The 15,743-nt window shown below is 61.9% G+C and carries 16 protein-coding genes; 8 read left to right on the top strand and 8 right to left on the bottom strand.

Translation table 11 applies throughout. The features are described from left to right. Window positions 1-24: 24 nt before the first annotated feature. Complete coding sequence (gene xylA, locus J3P96_RS14895; protein ID WP_434651940.1) at window positions 25-1,341, bottom strand: xylose isomerase; 1,317 nt, start codon at window positions 1,339-1,341, stop codon at window positions 25-27. Between the two features lie 155 nt (window positions 1,342-1,496). On the opposite strand from xylA, the gene J3P96_RS14890 reads away from it, so the two are divergent. After that, complete coding sequence (locus J3P96_RS14890; protein WP_434651937.1) at window positions 1,497-2,672, top strand: XylR family transcriptional regulator; 1,176 nt, start codon at window positions 1,497-1,499, stop codon at window positions 2,670-2,672. Here J3P96_RS14890 and J3P96_RS14885 read toward each other — a convergent pair. Then, a complete protein-coding gene (locus J3P96_RS14885) occupies window positions 2,661-2,903 on the bottom strand; it encodes a hypothetical protein (protein WP_434651935.1) in 243 nt (80 codons plus the stop codon). The two genes, J3P96_RS14890 and J3P96_RS14885, sit on opposite strands and share 12 nt — an antisense overlap. A 144-nt stretch (window positions 2,904-3,047) precedes the next feature. Here J3P96_RS14885 and J3P96_RS14880 point away from each other — a divergent pair, with 144 nt between their 5' ends. Together J3P96_RS14880 and J3P96_RS14875 are read left to right on the top strand one after the other, a co-directional pair. Beyond that, the gene (locus J3P96_RS14880; protein ID WP_434604648.1) at window positions 3,048-3,389 is read left to right on the top strand and encodes a hypothetical protein; all 342 of its coding nucleotides are present in this window, start codon (window positions 3,048-3,050) and stop codon (window positions 3,387-3,389) included. Window positions 3,390-3,554: 165 nt separating this feature from the next. Then, window positions 3,555-3,932 carry a hypothetical protein gene (locus J3P96_RS14875; protein ID WP_434651934.1) on the top strand — a complete coding sequence of 126 codons (378 nt, stop codon included), beginning with the start codon at window positions 3,555-3,557 and terminating at the stop codon, window positions 3,930-3,932. 26 nt (window positions 3,933-3,958) lie between these two features. On the opposite strand, the gene J3P96_RS14870 is transcribed toward J3P96_RS14875, so the two are convergent. Further along, window positions 3,959-4,480: a GNAT family N-acetyltransferase gene (locus J3P96_RS14870; RefSeq protein ID WP_434658185.1), complete on the bottom strand. Its 522-nt coding sequence runs from the start codon at window positions 4,478-4,480 to the stop codon at window positions 3,959-3,961. 18 nt (window positions 4,481-4,498) lie between these two features. After that, window positions 4,499-6,148 carry a malate dehydrogenase (quinone) gene (gene mqo / locus J3P96_RS14865; protein WP_434651932.1) on the bottom strand — a complete coding sequence of 550 codons (1,650 nt, stop codon included), beginning with the start codon at window positions 6,146-6,148 and terminating at the stop codon, window positions 4,499-4,501. Window positions 6,149-6,371: 223 nt separating this feature from the next. On the opposite strand from mqo, the gene J3P96_RS14860 reads away from it, so the two are divergent. Beyond that, entirely contained in the window at window positions 6,372-7,157 is a 786-nt protein-coding gene (locus J3P96_RS14860; protein WP_434568671.1) for a DeoR/GlpR family DNA-binding transcription regulator, read from the top strand. A 90-nt stretch (window positions 7,158-7,247) separates the two neighbouring features. Next, window positions 7,248-8,174, top strand: a complete 927-nt coding sequence (locus J3P96_RS14855) for a Gfo/Idh/MocA family protein (RefSeq protein ID WP_434651929.1) — start codon at window positions 7,248-7,250, stop codon at window positions 8,172-8,174. Between the two features lie 45 nt (window positions 8,175-8,219). Here J3P96_RS14855 and J3P96_RS14850 read toward each other — a convergent pair whose 3' ends face one another. Further along, window positions 8,220-8,822, bottom strand: a complete 603-nt coding sequence (locus tag J3P96_RS14850; RefSeq protein ID WP_434604657.1) for an XRE family transcriptional regulator — start codon at window positions 8,820-8,822, stop codon at window positions 8,220-8,222. Between the two features lie 157 nt (window positions 8,823-8,979). Here J3P96_RS14850 and J3P96_RS14845 point away from each other — a divergent pair, with 157 nt between their 5' ends. Then, a complete protein-coding gene (locus tag J3P96_RS14845) occupies window positions 8,980-9,672 on the top strand; it encodes a B3/B4 domain-containing protein (RefSeq protein ID WP_434651927.1) in 693 nt (230 codons plus the stop codon). A 161-nt stretch (window positions 9,673-9,833) separates the two neighbouring features. Here J3P96_RS14845 and yghU read toward each other — a convergent pair whose 3' ends face one another. Further along, window positions 9,834-10,673, bottom strand: a complete 840-nt coding sequence (yghU, locus tag J3P96_RS14840; RefSeq protein WP_434651925.1) for a glutathione-dependent disulfide-bond oxidoreductase — start codon at window positions 10,671-10,673, stop codon at window positions 9,834-9,836. A 319-nt stretch (window positions 10,674-10,992) separates the two neighbouring features. Between yghU and J3P96_RS14835 the strand changes: the two genes are divergently transcribed. Further along, window positions 10,993-13,047 carry a 2Fe-2S iron-sulfur cluster-binding protein gene (locus J3P96_RS14835; protein ID WP_434651922.1) on the top strand — a complete coding sequence of 685 codons (2,055 nt, stop codon included), beginning with the start codon at window positions 10,993-10,995 and terminating at the stop codon, window positions 13,045-13,047. Window positions 13,048-13,506: 459 nt separating this feature from the next. Here J3P96_RS14835 and J3P96_RS14830 read toward each other — a convergent pair whose 3' ends face one another. Both J3P96_RS14830 and J3P96_RS14825 read right to left on the bottom strand, forming a co-directional pair. Beyond that, the gene (locus tag J3P96_RS14830) at window positions 13,507-13,776 is read right to left on the bottom strand and encodes a YceK/YidQ family lipoprotein (protein ID WP_434568665.1); all 270 of its coding nucleotides are present in this window, start codon (window positions 13,774-13,776) and stop codon (window positions 13,507-13,509) included. Window positions 13,777-13,845: 69 nt separating this feature from the next. Then, window positions 13,846-14,808 (bottom strand): DMT family transporter, encoded by a 963-nt coding sequence (locus J3P96_RS14825; protein WP_434651920.1) that lies wholly within the window; start codon window positions 14,806-14,808, stop codon window positions 13,846-13,848. A 74-nt stretch (window positions 14,809-14,882) separates the two neighbouring features. Between J3P96_RS14825 and J3P96_RS14820 the strand changes: the two genes are divergently transcribed. Beyond that, a complete protein-coding gene (locus tag J3P96_RS14820) occupies window positions 14,883-15,737 on the top strand; it encodes a LysR family transcriptional regulator (RefSeq protein WP_434651918.1) in 855 nt (284 codons plus the stop codon). Window positions 15,738-15,743: the final 6 nt, after the last annotated feature.

The raw sequence follows: 15,743 nt of genomic DNA, 5'->3' as shown, positions 1-15,743 counted from the left end.
TGCGCCCACGAAGGTTGCCTGCCGTCAGGGGTAGATGAACCGGTTGACGACGTTTTCGAGCATCTCCTGCCGACCGCTGACGGCCTGCGGATTCAGCTCGTTGGTGAATGCATGCTCGGCCAGTGATTCGAGACTGAAGTCCCCCGCCAGAACCGCCTTGCCGAACGGCTGTTGCCAGCCGGCGTAGCGCTGGTCCTTGAATTTTTGCAGTTGATCGTTCTGCACCATGGCCGCCGCGCGCTCCAGGGACAGGGCGAGCACGTCCATGGCGGCAACATGACCGTGGAACAGATCGACGTCGTCGACGCTCTGGCGGCGGACCTTGGAGTCGAAGTTGAACCCGCCGTTGCCGAAGCCCCCGGCCTTGAGGATTTCATAGGTGGCGAGGGTCATTTCCTCGACGCTGTTGGGAAACTGGTCGGTGTCCCAGCCGTTCTGCGGATCGCCACGGTTGGCATCGATGCTGCCGAAGATTCCCAGGGAGACCGCCGTGGCGATTTCATGATGGAAACTGTGCCCGGCCAGGGTCGCGTGGTTGGCCTCGATGTTGACCTTGATTTCGTTCTCCAGGCCGAACTGTTGCAGGAAGCCGAACACGGTGGCGCTGTCGTAATCGTATTGGTGCTTGGTCGGCTCCTGGGGCTTGGGCTCGATCAGCAGGTCGCCCTTGAAGCCGATCTTGTGCTTGTGCTCGACCACCATGCGCATGAAGCGGCCCAACTGTTCGCGTTCGCGCGCAAGGTCGGTATTGAGCAGGGTTTCATAGCCTTCACGGCCGCCCCACAATACGTAGTTGGAGCCCTTCAAACGCTGAGTGGCGTTCATGGCGCTGAACACCTGGGCGGCGGCGCAGGCGAAGACCTGTGGGTCCGGGTTGCTGGCGGCGCCGGCGGCAAAACGCGGGTTGCTGAAGCAATTGGCGGTGCCCCACAACAGCTTGATTCCGCTTTGTTCCTGATGGCGCTCAAGGTGATCGACCATCTGCGCGAAGTTGTTGCGATATTCCTTCAGCGATTGTCCTTCCGGCGCGACGTCGGTGTCATGGAAGCAGTAGTAGTCGATGCCCAGCTTGGAGAAGAACTCGAACGCCGCCTCGGCCTTGCCGATCGCCAGTTCCAGCGGATCCCCGGCGTGCTGCCACGGGCGCTTGAAGGTCCCGGCACCGAACACATCGGACCCTGGCCAGACAAACGTATGCCAATAGCAGACGGCCATGCGCAGGTGCTCGCGCATGGGTTTGCCGAGCACCAGCTTGTTGGCGTCGTAATGGCGGAAGGCGAGCGGCGAGTCGCTGCCGGGGCCTTCATAACAAATCGGCTCGACATCGGGAAAGTACGACATGGGCGGGTTTCCTTTTTATTCTTGGCGGTGTCCCGATACTACCGCCGGCCCGCAGGCTGCTGATTATGAAAATCACCAATCGGCAGTTCGATTTTGAGTATTGAGATTCGCCGTTCGCGCGCCTAGTCTGTGTCCATCGGCCCAGGATAAAAACAATGAAAATCGTCCCGCCCGTTCACCGCATCGCCCTGCTGTTCAACGGCAGCAAGATCTACGACCGCGGCATCATCAGCGGCATCGGCAACTACCTGAGCAGCACGCGCGCGTCCTGGGACCTGTTTCTCGAGGAGGATTTTCACTGCCGGTTGAAAGGGATCGAGCGCTGGCAGGGCGATGGAATCATCGCCGACTTCGATGACCCGCTGATCGGCGAGGCGCTGGCCGGGATCAAGCTGCCCGTGGTGGCGGTGGGGGGCTCGTATCAGGACGAGCGCGCCTATCCGAAGGGCATTCCATATGTCGCTACGGATAATCACGCGCTGATCAAGTTGGCCTACGCGCATCTGATCGAAGCCGGGTTGACGCAATTCGCCTGTTTCAGCCTGCCCGAAGCCCAGGCCAATCGCTGGGCCCAGGAACGGGAAAAGGCCTTCCGCCAGTTGATGCAGCGCGATGGCCTGCCGGCGCAGGTGTACCGGGGCATGGGCACCAGCGCGCCGCTTTGGGACAGCGCGGTCGAGCAGCAGATCGCCTGGCTGCAGAGCCTGCCCAAACCCATCGGCATCATCGCGGTCAGCGACGCGCGGGCCCGGCAGTTGTTGCAAGCTTGCCTGACAGCCGGGATCGCCGTGCCGGAGCAAGTCGCGTTGATCGGCATCGACAACGACCCGCTGACCCGCAGCCTGACCCGGGTGCCGCTCAGTTCGGTGGTGCAGGGCACCGAAACCATGGGCCGGACCGCCGCGCGCCTGCTTCACCAGATGCTGCACGGCATGCCTGCCACCGGCACCCAGGTGTTGATCCCGCCCGAGGCGATCAACGTGCAAGCGTCGAGCCTGCACCAGCCACTGGGCAATCCTTACGTCATGCAGGCTTTGTTGTTCATTCGCCAATACGCCTGCCAGGGCATCAAGACCGCGCAAGTGGCGGCGTATGTCGGCGTGTCGCGTTCATCCCTGGAGTCGCATTTTCGCAAGGAGCGTGGTTGCAGCGTTCACGACGAGATCCTGCGCTTCAAGCTGGCGGCGGCGGCCAGCGGGTTGGAGAACACCGAGCTGGCGATTGCCGATATCGCCCGCGATTGCGGCTTCAAGTCGGCGCAGTACCTGCACACGGTGTTTCGTCGCGAATTCGGCTGTACGCCTCGGGGATTTCGCCAATCAGTCGGATAGCCAGGTACTCATCACCCGCCGATCCAGTTCCTCCCAGTCCGCCATGCCCAACACCCGGGTAGTGTTCAACCCCCGCAGATAACCGCGCAGTTGATTGGCCGTGTCGCGCTTGAGCTGGGGGGCGATGTCGGCATTGCTCAACAGCACGCTTTCGTACTGGACCAGGTACTCAGCCACCCGCTCACGAAAGTCGGGCAGTACCGCGTCACGAATCAAGTCAAACGTTCTCATCCGTTCCTCATCATCATCCGGCTTGCAACTATTGCTATGAGTAATAGTGACCATTAGCAAATGCAAGTTCTGCTTTGCGGGCAATCATTGGAAAATCAGCGCCATCGAGACGCAGCCCAACGTTTTTATTTTCAGGACCGATCCATGCGCCCTTTATTTCTACTGTCCCTGGCGTTTTCCCCCCTGTTATTGGCAGGATGTGCCTCGGCACCGAACGATCCGACCCTGACCTTGCAGACCAGCAAGACCCCGGCCGAATACGCTGAATGCGTCGTGCCGAAGTTGCAAGGCAGCGCTTTGCACCCGATGGTCTCGCAGAGCCAGCGCAGCTACCGCATCGTCGTGCCAAGCAAGATTTCGGCGGACAACGTGCTGGAAGCCTACAAGGCCGGCAGTGGCGGCAAGGTGTTTGTCTACGAGCGCCACCTGCTGGCGTCCAATCTCCTGCCTTCGAGTTTCGAGCGCGCCGCACAGGAATGCATCTGACCGGCCCGTAAACGCTTTTCTCCGTGCTCCTTTGGTTGGCCGCAACCAACCAATTCCCTTGCCCCGCACCGTCTTCGGTCGCGGGGCTTTTTTTGTCCGGGGACCTCACATACCTTGGTGTGAGAGGATGGCGGACGCAAATCCGCCGCAGAAAAAAGGACTGAAATGACCACGCTCCCAGCGTACTCCGCGCCATTCGCCCTGGCGCTTGCAGCCTTTTGCGCACCGGCGCAGGCCGCGACGTGGCAGATCTGCGATATCCAGCTGCACGTCACCGAAGTGGTGAAACGGCCCACGCCGGAGCTCCAGGCCCAAGTCCTGAAGGCGCGCCCGGCCTCGCCCAGTGTGGAATGCCCGGAAGAGGGCGCGGTGATCAGCTTCATTCCGGAAACCGCCGACTACCAGGCCACGCTGCCACGCCGCAAATGGCCCGGGAAAGGCCAGGCGATCCGGATCAAGTACCGCTATCTGGATGGAATCTGCAAGGGCGACGGCAACGACTATCCTTGCCGTATCGAGCATTATCCGTTTGTAGCTCGATGAAAAAGTCGCTCATCGGACGTCCAGAACTACCGGGGCTGGATTAAAAGCGAATACCAATGATGCTGCCCGTTGGCCTCCGGCTGGGTAGGCTCCACCACAAAACCACAACGATCGAGCACTTTCACCGAGCCGGCATTTTGTACATAGACTTCGGCGAGCAACCGTTCGAGTCGCCAGTGTGACCGGGCCTGCTCGATCAAGTGCTTCACTGCCAGCGTCGCCAGTCCCTTGCCACAAGCGTGTTGGGCGATTCGATAGCCGACCTGCGCGGTTCGCTCGCTGGTGTCGATGTCCTTGAGGTTCGCTCGCCCGATAATCGTTCCGCCGGCGTCCTCGATGACAAATGGGTGCCAGGTCCCGGCGGCGAAGCCGGACAGGTAATCGCCAATGTGCTCGCTGACTCCCCGCAACGAATAAAACGCCGAGGCGCGCGCATCGATGTGCCGCTCGAACCACTGGCGATTATCCACTTCAAACGCCAGCAACGCCTCGGTGTCGGCGAGTTGCAGGGTACGAATCCTGATGGCTTCCTTGTCCACGTTTCCCATCCTTGTCAGTCGAAGCATTCACAACGCCAGGTCCGGGTCGGAATCGCTGTTTTTCTGCCCCACGGGATCGCTGTTGGTCGGGGCCTTCGATTCGGCGTTTCCACGGATGTCCGGCGGCGGCGCCAGTTTTAGCACATCGCTGGTGTATTTCCATTCCTCATAGACACGATCAGGATCATCGTTTAGCCGTGTCCCATAGCTGGGAACGATCTGGTGCAGTTTTTCCTGCCAGGCCGGCGAGGCCACCTTGTCCTTGAAGACCCGCTGCATCACTTCAAGCATGATTGGCGCCGCCGTCGAGGCACCAGGGGACGCGCCCAGCAGGCCGGCAATGCTGCCATCCTGGGAGGCGACCACTTCAGTGCCCAGTTTGAGCACGCCACCTTTTTCTTCGTCGCGCTTGATGACCTGCACGCGCTGGCCGGCTTGCCAGAGGCGCCAGTCTTCCTTCCTGGCCTGGGGAAAATATTCCTGCAGGGCCTTGAACCGATCATCGTCGGAAAGCATCAGTTGGCCGGCCAGGTATTCAACCAGCGGGTATTGTTCGATGCCTACTTTGGTCATCGGCCAGATATTGTGCGGGGTCATGCTGGTGAAAAGGTCGAAGTACGAGCCTTCCTTGAGGAATTTGGTGGAGAAGGTCGCAAACGGACCAAAGAGGATGACGCGCTTGCCATCCAGCACGCGGGTGTCCAGGTGCGGCACCGACATCGGTGGCGCGCCAGTGGAAGCGATGCCGTACGCCTTGGCCATGTGTCGCTCGGCAATGCCAGGGTTCTCGGCGACCAGGAACGAGCCGCCGACCGGGAACCCGGCGTAGTCGTCTGCCTCCGGGATGCCCGATTCCTGGAGCAGATGCAGTGCACCGCCGCCGGCGCCAATGAATACGAACCTGGCATCGGTGGTGGTCGTTTCGCCGTCCTTGAGGTTCTTGTATTCCACGCGCCAGGTACCGTCGTCGTTGCGGGTGATGTCGCGCACCTCGCTGGAAAGCTTCAGGCTGAAGTTGGGCCGGCTCTGCAAGTAGCTGACGTACTGGCGGGTGATTTCGCCAAAATTCACATCGGTGCCGATCGGCGTCCAGGTGGCCGCGAGCTTCTGGTTCGGATCGCGGCCTTCCATCATCAAGGGTACCCACTTCCTGATCTGCTCCGGGTCCTCTGAATACTGCATCGGCCGGAATAACGGGCTCGCTTGCAACGCCTCGTAGCGTTTTTTCAGGAATTTGATGTTGTCGTCACCCCAGACAAAACTCATGTGCGGGGTGGAATTGATAAATGACGGCGGATTCTTCAACACGTTGTTGCGCACCTGCCAGGCCAGGAACTGGCGAGTGATCTGGAAGGCTTCGTTGATCTCGATGGCCTTGGAAATGTTCACGTTGCCCTGGTCATCCATCGGCGTGTAATTGAGCTCCGCCAGTGCCGAATGCCCGGTGCCGGCGTTATTCCAGCCGTTGGAGCTTTCTTCGGCCACCGCATCCAGGCGTTCGACCATCTCCATCGACCAGCCAGGCTCAAGCTCGTTGAGCCAGATGCCCAGCGTCGAACTCATGATGCCGCCGCCTACCAGCAGCACGTCGACCTTCTTCGTTTCCGCCGCCTGGGCCCCGTTGGCGCCTGATAAGAGCGCAGCGCCCAGCAGGACCGCGATAATGATTCTGTTCATAGTTCCATCCTCGGCGACCCGAGGAGTCGCTCGTTGACCAATTGACGCTACCGACCTTGTGTTGACCTGCGTGAAGAAAAGACTGTTCAGCGACCTGGCGGCAGAGAGTGACGAAAGGCAGCCTTGCCCTTGGGCAACGTCGAGGGTTTGACGACCCGAGGGAGACGCGGCATATTGTGCTCGGTTATGTATATTCATGCTCGTTTATGCAGGTTCAGCTGTCATGAGTGCTACCCACGAAGTGTTTCCCGGCGAACGCCAACGCTTGATCAGCGAGCGGCTTGCCCTGTATGGCCGGGTCATCGCGGCTGATCTGGCGATTGAATTCAACGTCTCTGAACATTCGATACGCCGAGACCTGGGCACATTGGCGGCGGCGGGCTTGTGCAAGCGCGTCTATGGCGGCGCGATTCGCCTGCCGGCCGCCGAAGCGCCGATCGATGTGCGGATCCACCAGGATCCAGCGCGCAAGGATAATCTTGGCCAGGCGGCAGCCGCGCTGCTTAGCGCAGGCCAGCATGTATTCCTGGATGCCGGCTCGACCAACCTGGCCATTGCCCGTGCCATCGACCCGGGGCTGCAACTGACGCTCAGCACCAACTCCCCGCTGATCGCGGTGGAACTGATGAAGCTGCCCCGCGCCGAGGTCATCCTGCTCGGCGGTCGCATGAACCGCGTCGCGGGCGGGGCGATCGGACTGGCCGCCGTCCAGCAATTGCGCCAGTTCAATTTCGACTTGTGCTTTGTCGGGGCCTGCGCCATCGACCCGGACAATGGCGTCACGGCGTTTGGCCTGGACGACGCCGAGTTCAAGCGCGCGGTGGTCGCGGCCAGCGGTCAGGTGGTGGTGGCGGTGACCAACCAGAAGCTGTCCAGCGTCGCTCATTATCAAGTGGCTTCTTGTGAAGAGGTGACCACGCTGGTGGTGGAGCAGGACGCGCCGCAAGAGCGACTCGGCCCCTTTTTCGAGCGAATCTCCAAAGTCGTGAGGGCGGTCGAACAGCAATAACGCAAGGCAAGGGGATTCGACCCATTGTCCGCCAGACGATTTACGTCTAGTTTGCTGGCCCATCATAAGTACAAAAGTCAGGAGTCATCGATGCAACCGATTCGTCTCGGCCTGGTGGGCTACGGCAAGATCGCCCAGGATCAACACGTTCCCGCCATCCAGGCCAACCCCGCGTTCGAACTGGTAGCGGTCGCCACGCAAGGCAAGCCCTGCGCCGGTGTGGAGAATTTCCAGTCCCTGGGCGAGTTGCTGGAAAACGGCCCGCACGTCGATGCAATTGCCTTTTGCACGCCGCCACAAGGGCGATTCGGTCTGGTCCGGCAAGCGCTGGCGGCCGGCAAGCATGTGCTGGTGGAGAAACCGCCCTGTGCCACCCTGGGCGAAGCGATGGCGCTGGTGGAGCAGGCGAGCGAGCAAGGCGTCAGCGGCCTGTTCGCCTGGCATTCGCGTTACGCCCCGGGCATCGAGGTTGCCCGGGACTGGCTCGCCAGCCGCACGCTGCAAAGCGTCCGGATCGACTGGAAGGAAGACGTGCGCAAATGGCACCCCGGCCAGGCGTGGATCTGGCAACCGGGCGGCCTCGGGGTCTTTGATCCGGGCATCAATGCCCTGTCGATCGTCACCCATCTGCTGCCGCTGTCGCTGTTCGTCGAGTCGGCCGAGCTGCGCGTTCCAGACAATTGCCAGTCACCGATCGCCGCGAGCATCAGGATGTCGGATGCCCGCCATCTCGATATCCGCGCCGAATTCGATTTCGACCACGGTCATGATGAGCTCTGGAGCATCGAGATTCGCTGCGCCGAAGGCGTGTTGCGACTGGACAACGGTGGTGCGTTGTTAAGCATCGACGGCGTGCGCCAGTCGGTGTCGGAGGAAGGCGAGTACGCGGCGGTGTACCGGCACTTCCAGCAGTTGATCGGTAACAAGGCCAGTGACCTGGACCTGCAACCGCTGCGCCTGGTTGCGGACAGCTTTTTCGTCGGCAGCCGGACCTTGGTCGAGCCGTTCTACGACTGAATGGCGAGCGGGCCCATCCTCATGGGGGATGGGCCCGCGGCCTGCCTATTGATGTATTTCGGCAACCGACATGGTGAAGATCAGCTTCGACTTGCCGGCGTTGGAATACGTGTGCGCCACGTCGGTTTTCGCGACCGCCGAGCTACCGGCGGGGACGACCAGTTCCGTTTCTCCCACCACACATTTCAGTGTGCCTTTTTCTACATGGAACAGCTCAAGCGTACCTTGAGGGTGTCCGGCCGAGGCGAAGGTTTCGCCGGGAAACATTTCCCAGCGCCACAGCTCGATCATGTTCGGGCCTGGCGTGCCGGCCAGCAGGCGCGCGCTGCCTCCCAACTCTCCGGTCCAGAGCGTGGGAATGTCCTGGCTGTCGATGACATGGGCCGAGGGCGCTTCTGCCACATTGACGATATCGGCTACCGAAAGGCCCAGCGCCGCGGCGATCTTGCACAGGATGCCGATGCTCGGGTTGGCCGTGCATTTCTCGATTTCCACTACCATCCCTTTGCTCACGCCCGAGCGTCGGGACAGTTCGTCCAGCGTGATTTTCTGAGCCTTGCGCGCCTGCTTGAGCGTGCGCGCAACGGCCAGGCTCACCGCGTGGGCGTCCGCGCCAGGGACGGTCGATAGAGGGCTGTTCAGGGGCATCACCAAGGTCGCGATAAATGTGCCAGGGATTCTCGGCGTTTGCCGGGGACGGCGTCAATCGGCCATCGCAGTTTGATGACTAAAAAGTCGATATATTGACTTTGACGACCGGCGGTGACTAGCATGAAAACCGATTTTGAATTGCTGGAGAATGCTGATGCTGTCGGTACAGCCGTTGATCGACCAAGCCGTTGCCGAGCTGGCGCCGGGGTTCAGGGCCCTGAGCATCGTCGCACAGGCTGCGCCGCTCACCGATCCCGACGTCGCCCGCGCGGCGCTGGAGCGGGCCTGTCAATCGGTGCTGGCGGGCGGGCCGGCTTGGGCGGAGGCCCATTTGCAGCAGTGGGCCCAAACGTTCCGACTGTTCGGTGCCAAGCCGCAACGCACGCCATGTTCAGCCGAAGCGTTGCGCAAGCGGGTGCTGCGCGACGGCGGCTTACCGAGCCTTGATCCCGTCGTTGACCTCTACAACGCCATCAGTCTCGAATATGCGATCCCGGTGGGCGGGGAAAATATCGAGGCGTACACAGGCTCGCCGCGACTGGTGATTGCCGAGGGTGGCGAACCGTTCGATACGATGAAAGAGGGCGCGCCTGCCCTTGAATATCCCGACGCCGGCGAAGTGGTCTGGCGCGACGACCAGGGCGTGACGTGCCGTCGCTGGAACTGGCGCCAGGGCGTCAGGACCCGCTTGGACGCGGATGCCAGGCAGATGTGGTTCATCCTCGAAAGCCTGCCGGCGATGCCGCTCGAAGCGCTGACCGAAGCGGGCGACAGGCTGATAGAAGGCTTGCAGTCGATGATGCCCGGCGTGCAGATCGAGAGCGTGCTGATCGGGCCCGGAAGCTAACGCGCTGGCGGAAGCTCTTGTGGCGAGGGAGCTTGCTCCCGCTGGTCTGCGCAGCAGACCCAACCCAGCCAACGCAGTCATTCAGGCATATCGCATTGACCGGCTGACGACTGCTGCGAAGCCGAGCGGGAGCAAGCTCCCTCACCACGAGGGGGTGTCAGTCAGTCCAGGTCTTGCGCGCTATGCCGCTCCGGCACCTGGCTCGTTTCGTCGCCCCAGGTCCGGTTGACACGCTGTCCGCGCACCACGGCGGGACGCTTGGCGATTTCCTCCGCCCAACGCTGCACGTGGGTGTATTCGTGGGCCGCCAGGAACTCGGCCGCCGAGTACACGTTGTTCCGCACCAACTGGCCATACCAGGGCCAGACCGCGATATCGGCAATGGTGTACTGGTCGCCTGCCAGGTAACGGTTTTCAGCCAGGCGACGATCCAGCACATCCAGTTGGCGCTTGGCTTCCATGGTGAAGCGATTGATCGGGTATTCCAGTTTCTCCGGCGCGTAGGCGTAGAAATGTCCGAAGCCGCCACCCAGGTAAGGCGCCGAGCCCATCTGCCAGAACAGCCAGTTCAAGGTTTCGGTGCGCCCGGCCGGATCGGTCGGCAGCAGCGCAGCGAATTTTTCCGCCAGGTACAGCAGGATCGAACCGGACTCGAACACCCGGATCGCAGGTTCGACGCTGCGGTCCAGCAGAGCCGGGATCTTGGAATTCGGATTGACCTCGACGAAACCGCTGGAAAACTGGTCGCCTTCGCCGATGCGAATTAGCCAGGCGTCATATTCCGCGCCGGTGTGCCCGAGCGCCAGTAGTTCCTCAAGCAGGATGGTCACTTTCACGCCATTGGGCGTTGCCAGCGAATAGAGCTGCAACGGGTGCTCGCCGGTCGGCAGGGTTTTTTCATGGGTCGGCCCGGCGACAGGGCGGTTGATGCTGGCGAAGTGGCCGCCCGAGGGGGCTTCGTGCTTCCAGACTTTGGGCGGGACGTAAGACGCTTGGCTCATGGGACGTACCTTATCGTTTGAATGCGCTGATCCTGAAGCGAAGCCATAGCACATTTGCGCTATGGCTCAGGTCGGGGACATGGACTCTAATCTATGGGCGCTCTGTCAGGCAGACAAGGGCCGTCGAAAATAATGCCGAGGGTCAACGGTCATTTCATTTGATGAAACAATGGATTTCAATCCGTGCGTATTCTTGCGCCGGCGCATTGGGCAGAAGATGACTCCACCCGCCCACACACCCGATCAAGAGGGTGACGGACGAACCCTGACCGTAGCGCACTGGCCCAGGCAGCAATGCCGGGGGTGCAAGGAGTGATCGATGAACGAAGCCTCGAAAGTAGCCCCTTCGCCCTGGCATGAAGGCGAGTTGGCCTTGCAGCGCACCGTCGGGGCAGTAGAAATGATGGCGGGTGTCGGCCAGCGGCAACTGGCGCGTAGCTGGATGCCGGATCAGCACCGCGAGTTCTACGCTCAGTTGCCTTTCGTGGTGCTGGGCGCGGTGGATCGCCAGGGTGATGTCTGGGCGACCCTGCGCACCGGGCAGCCCGGCTTCATGAATTCACCGGACCCGGAAACGCTGCACATCCATTTCGACCCTGAGCCCGAAGACCCGGCCGAGCAAGGTATGGGCGAGGGCGATGCCATCGGCATGCTCGGCATCGAGTTGCATACCCGTCGCCGCAACCGCATGAACGGTGTCGTCCGGCGTCGGCTTGAGCGCGGGCTGGAGATCTCGGTGAGCCAGGCCTATGGCAACTGCCCACGCTACATCAACCTGCGCCAGTACCGTTTCGTCGATGAGCAGCCCGCCGAATCGCGCCAACTGGAGGCGGCCGACCCGTTGGTCCGGCAGTTGGTCACGGCGGCCGATTCGTTCTACATCGCCACCTACGTGGTACGCGACGGCGAGCGGCAAGTCGATGCGTCCCATCGCGGCGGCAAGTCAGGTTTTGTGCGCATGGACGAGGACGGCACACTGACCATTCCGGATTTCTCTGGAAACCTGTTCTTTAATACGCTGGGCAATATCCTGCTGAACCCGCGTGCGGGCCTGGTCTTCGTTGATTTCCAAACGGGTGATTTGCTGCAGATGAGCGGATCGGCGCAAGTGTTGCTGGACGATCCGCAGATCGCCGCGTTCCAGGGCGCCGAGCGGCTGTTGCAGTTTACTCCGCAGCGCATTGTCCATCGTCCGGCGGCGCTGCCGTTGCGCTGGAAGGACCAGGACGAGGGTGACTCGCCCAATTCATTGATGACCGGCAGCTGGGAGCAGACCGCCGAGCGCTTGCAGGCCGAGGCCCTGCGCAGCCAATGGCGGGCGCTGCAGGTCACCCGGGTGGTGGACGAAAGTCACGACATTCGGTCCTTCTACCTGCAAACCAACGACGGCGTCGGTTTACCCCGGTTCGAAGCCGGGCAGCATCTACCTGTACGGATAACGCTGGAAGGACAGCAAGTGCCATCGATCCGGACCTATAGCGTGTCCAGCGCGCCGTCGGACGATTTTCTGCGCATCAGCGTCAAGCGTGACGGCGCGGTATCTTCGCACCTGCATGAGCAGATCCAGGCGTCCCACCAGATCGACGCCCGGGCGCCTCAGGGTCATTTCACGGTGAATCCGACTGAGCGCCGGCCTTTGGTACTGTTGGCGGCGGGCGTCGGTATCACACCGCTGTTGTCGATGCTGCGCGAAGTGGTCTACCAGGGGAAACGCATCAGCCGGATGCGCCCGGTCTGGCTGGTGCAAAGCGCTCGCCACGTGGCCGACCTGGCCTTTCGCGAGGAGATCGATGAATTGGTGGCCCGTGCCGGTGACAAGTTGCGAGTGCTGCGCATGGTCAGCCAGCCGCCCACCGACGGGACGGTCGGGCAAGGCTACGACGTGGCCGGCAGAATCGAAGTGACGCTGCTCAAGCAACTGTTGCCCCTCGATGATTACGATTACTACCTGTGCGGGCCGGGCAGCTTTACCCAGGCGTTGTACGACGGCTTGCGCAAGCTGCGCATTCCCGATGATCGCATTCACGCCGAAACCTTCGGTCCGTCCACGCTGGTGCGTGACATCGAAGTCAGCATACCGGCGGCCGAGCAAGTGCCGGCGGCCACCGAAGCGGTAAAGGTGCTGTTCGCCGGTTCGGCCAAGGAGGCCCGCTGGGAACCGGAAAGCGGGACGCTGCTGGAATTGGCCGAGGCGCGGGGTCTGAATCCGGAGTTCAGTTGCCGCGGTGGATCCTGCGGCACCTGCAAGACCCGCATGACCCAGGGCCAGGTGCATTACCTGACCCAGCCGGCCGAGCCCGTGGCCGCTGGCGAAGTGCTGATCTGCTGCGCCGTACCGGCCCAGGGCAGCGAGCCTTTGGTGCTGGAGGTCTAGCGTGCGGCGCTGGCGCTTGTTCCTTCGCCAGCACATCCAATATCCTCATCGCCTGACACTCCGCCTTCGCGAGCAAGCTCGCTCCCACATGGGGCCTGCGGCGCATATACATCCAACGCCTGGCCCATTCCAGTGTGGGAGCGAGCCTGCTCGCGAAGAGGCCAGTCCATCCAACATCTTCATCGCCTGACACTCCGCCTTCGCGAGCAGGCTCGCTCCCACATGAGTCCTGCGGCGCATACACATCCAACGCCGGGCCCGTTCCAGTGTGGGAGCGAGCTTGCTCGCGAAGAGGCCAGTCCATCCAACATCTTCATCGCCTGACACTCCGCCTTCGCGAGCAGGCTCGCTCCCACATGGAGCCTGCGGCGCATATACAGCCAACGCCTGGCCCATTCCCGTGTGGGAGCGAGCCTGCTCGCGAAGGGGCCTGTGTGTTCAACACCCAAGACAGTGAATTTATTCCTCAGCCGGTCTCATATGAAAAATGGTGTAAGGCAGGATCAGCGTATCGGCGACGAAGCTGAGGGGTAGATCGATGACTGCGAACGGCGCCAGTGCGCGCGCGATGGTCGCGTTATCTTCGGTCGTCGCCTTGAGCACCTGGAGGTCGACGGACACGCCGCAATAAGGATGAATACCGCAAAGCTGCCCGGTGCCAAAGGTTTCGTTGGCCGTCGCGCACCCTGTCAGCAGTGCGATGGTCAAAGCAATTCCCACGATGCGCATGGCGGTCCCTCGTAATTGGTGCGCGACTGTAGCACTGTGATCGGGCTCAAATTGACTTATCCGCCTGACTCAGTGCGCTCGCGATGACTCCTGCCGATTTTCAGTACGTCGCGTCTCTCGGCTTTCGTCACGCACCACCAGCCAGATCCCGATGGCGGAAACCGCCATCCCCAGTGCCATCTGCCATGAAAGCGGTTCGTCGAACATCGCCCAGGCCCACAGCATCGTGATCGGTGGGCTCAGGTACAGGACGCTGGCGACGCGGGTGGTGGACGCCCGGCGCAGACACAGCCAATAGAGCCCGTAACCGCCCATCGTCGACAAACCTGCCGTCCACAACACACTCAGCGCGAACCCGGTACTCGGTATCGGCGCCAGGCTGCCTTGCGTGCCCTCGATCATGGCGAATGCCAAGCCAGAGACACCACATTGCAGCCAGAGGTTGGGCAGCAGGCCGAGCGATTGCGAGGCAGGCAGCCGCTTTTGCCAGAGGGTCGCGATAGCCAGCGAAAACATTCCCAGCAATGGCAGCCCGTACGCCCACAGTGGCGCGTGGCCCCAAGCCAGCGCGCCGTGGGTGCCAAGCGCAACGCCGATCAGGCCGACGATCAGCCCGGCCCAGACTCGCGGCGCCAAGCGCTGGCCCAGTGCACCGGCGCCCAGCAACGCCAGGCCTATCGGCAACAGGTCGGCGAACAACGCCGCCAGCCCGGCCGGCACGCCCAAGGCGATGCCCTGAGTGATACCAGCCAGGTACCCAGCCATCGCGAGCAGGCCGATGCCGGCGTTTTTCAACAAAGTGACTCGCGAGGCTCGCCGCAACTGCCCGGCGACAAAAGGAAACAGCACCAGTGTGACTACCAGGCAGCGCCAGAACACCACCAGCAGTGGCGGCGCGTAATCAATGGAGAATCGCGCACCGACAAACCCGGAGCTCCAGGCCAGAAGCAGGGCGGCCTCCAGCAAAGGCAAGGGGATCAGCCAATAAACGCTGGACGGCAAAGGGCAAGTGATCGATTTGGGCAGGTTCATGGTCACAGGCTACGAAAGCAGCCTAATCTAATAAATCAAAATATCTTGCAGCAGTCGTTCAGGAAAGATGAATCATGCCCGCCATTTTGGATATCGAGCTGATACGGACCTTTCACGCCGTCGCGCGCATCGGCAAATTCAGCGCCGCAGCCGAGCAGCTGCACAAAAGCCCGGCGGCGGTGAGCGTGCATATCCAGCGATTGGAAGCGGTCGCTGGCGGCCGTTTGCTGAACCGCGACAATCAGGCGGTATCCCTGACCGCGCTGGGCAAACGCTTGCTGCTTTCCACCACCGAGTTGCTCACCACCCACGATCGGGTGCTGGCCGACCTGCACGGCACGCGGCTGGCGGGTCGCATCACGTTAGGCGTGCCGGACGAGTACGCCGACCACGTCATCCGCGACATCCTGCCGACATTCACCGCAGCCTGGCCTAACGTGATCCTCGAGCTCAGGACGGCCCCCAGTTATGCCCTGCGTGAGCAGGTGCAGCGCGGGAAACTGCAAGCGGCCGTGCTCGCTCAGCCGATGGATCAGCCAAGGGAGGAAACCGAGGTGTTGACTACCACGACGCCGGTCTGGGTCGGCGCGATTCACGCGATGGCCAACCCGGCGCAGCCGCTCGCGTTGGCTGTGCATGCAGCGCAGTGCCCTTATCGGCAAGCCATGATGCAGGCGCTCAGGGAGAGCGGTTACCGGCTGCGTGTCGTCCTGGAAAGCCCGTCCAACCAGGCCGTCAAGGCCTGTATCGAAGCCGGCCTGGCGATCAGCCTGATCGACCGTGCGCGCGTGACCGAGCACATGCGGATTCTCGATGGCCTGCCGGTGATCGCCGACCATGCAGTGGTGTTCATGCGCTCCCAGGCTTCACGCGGCAATGAAGCGGTAGACCTGCTTGGCCAGGCCATGCAGCAGCGTTTTCGACTGTAGGCGGTC

The sequence above is a fragment of the Pseudomonas sp. R3-56 genome (genome assembly GCF_051132075.1).
GTDB lineage: Bacteria > Pseudomonadota > Gammaproteobacteria > Pseudomonadales > Pseudomonadaceae > Aquipseudomonas.
The sequence above is the reverse complement of the archived record's forward strand: the minus strand, read 5'-3'. Positions and strand labels throughout refer to the sequence as shown.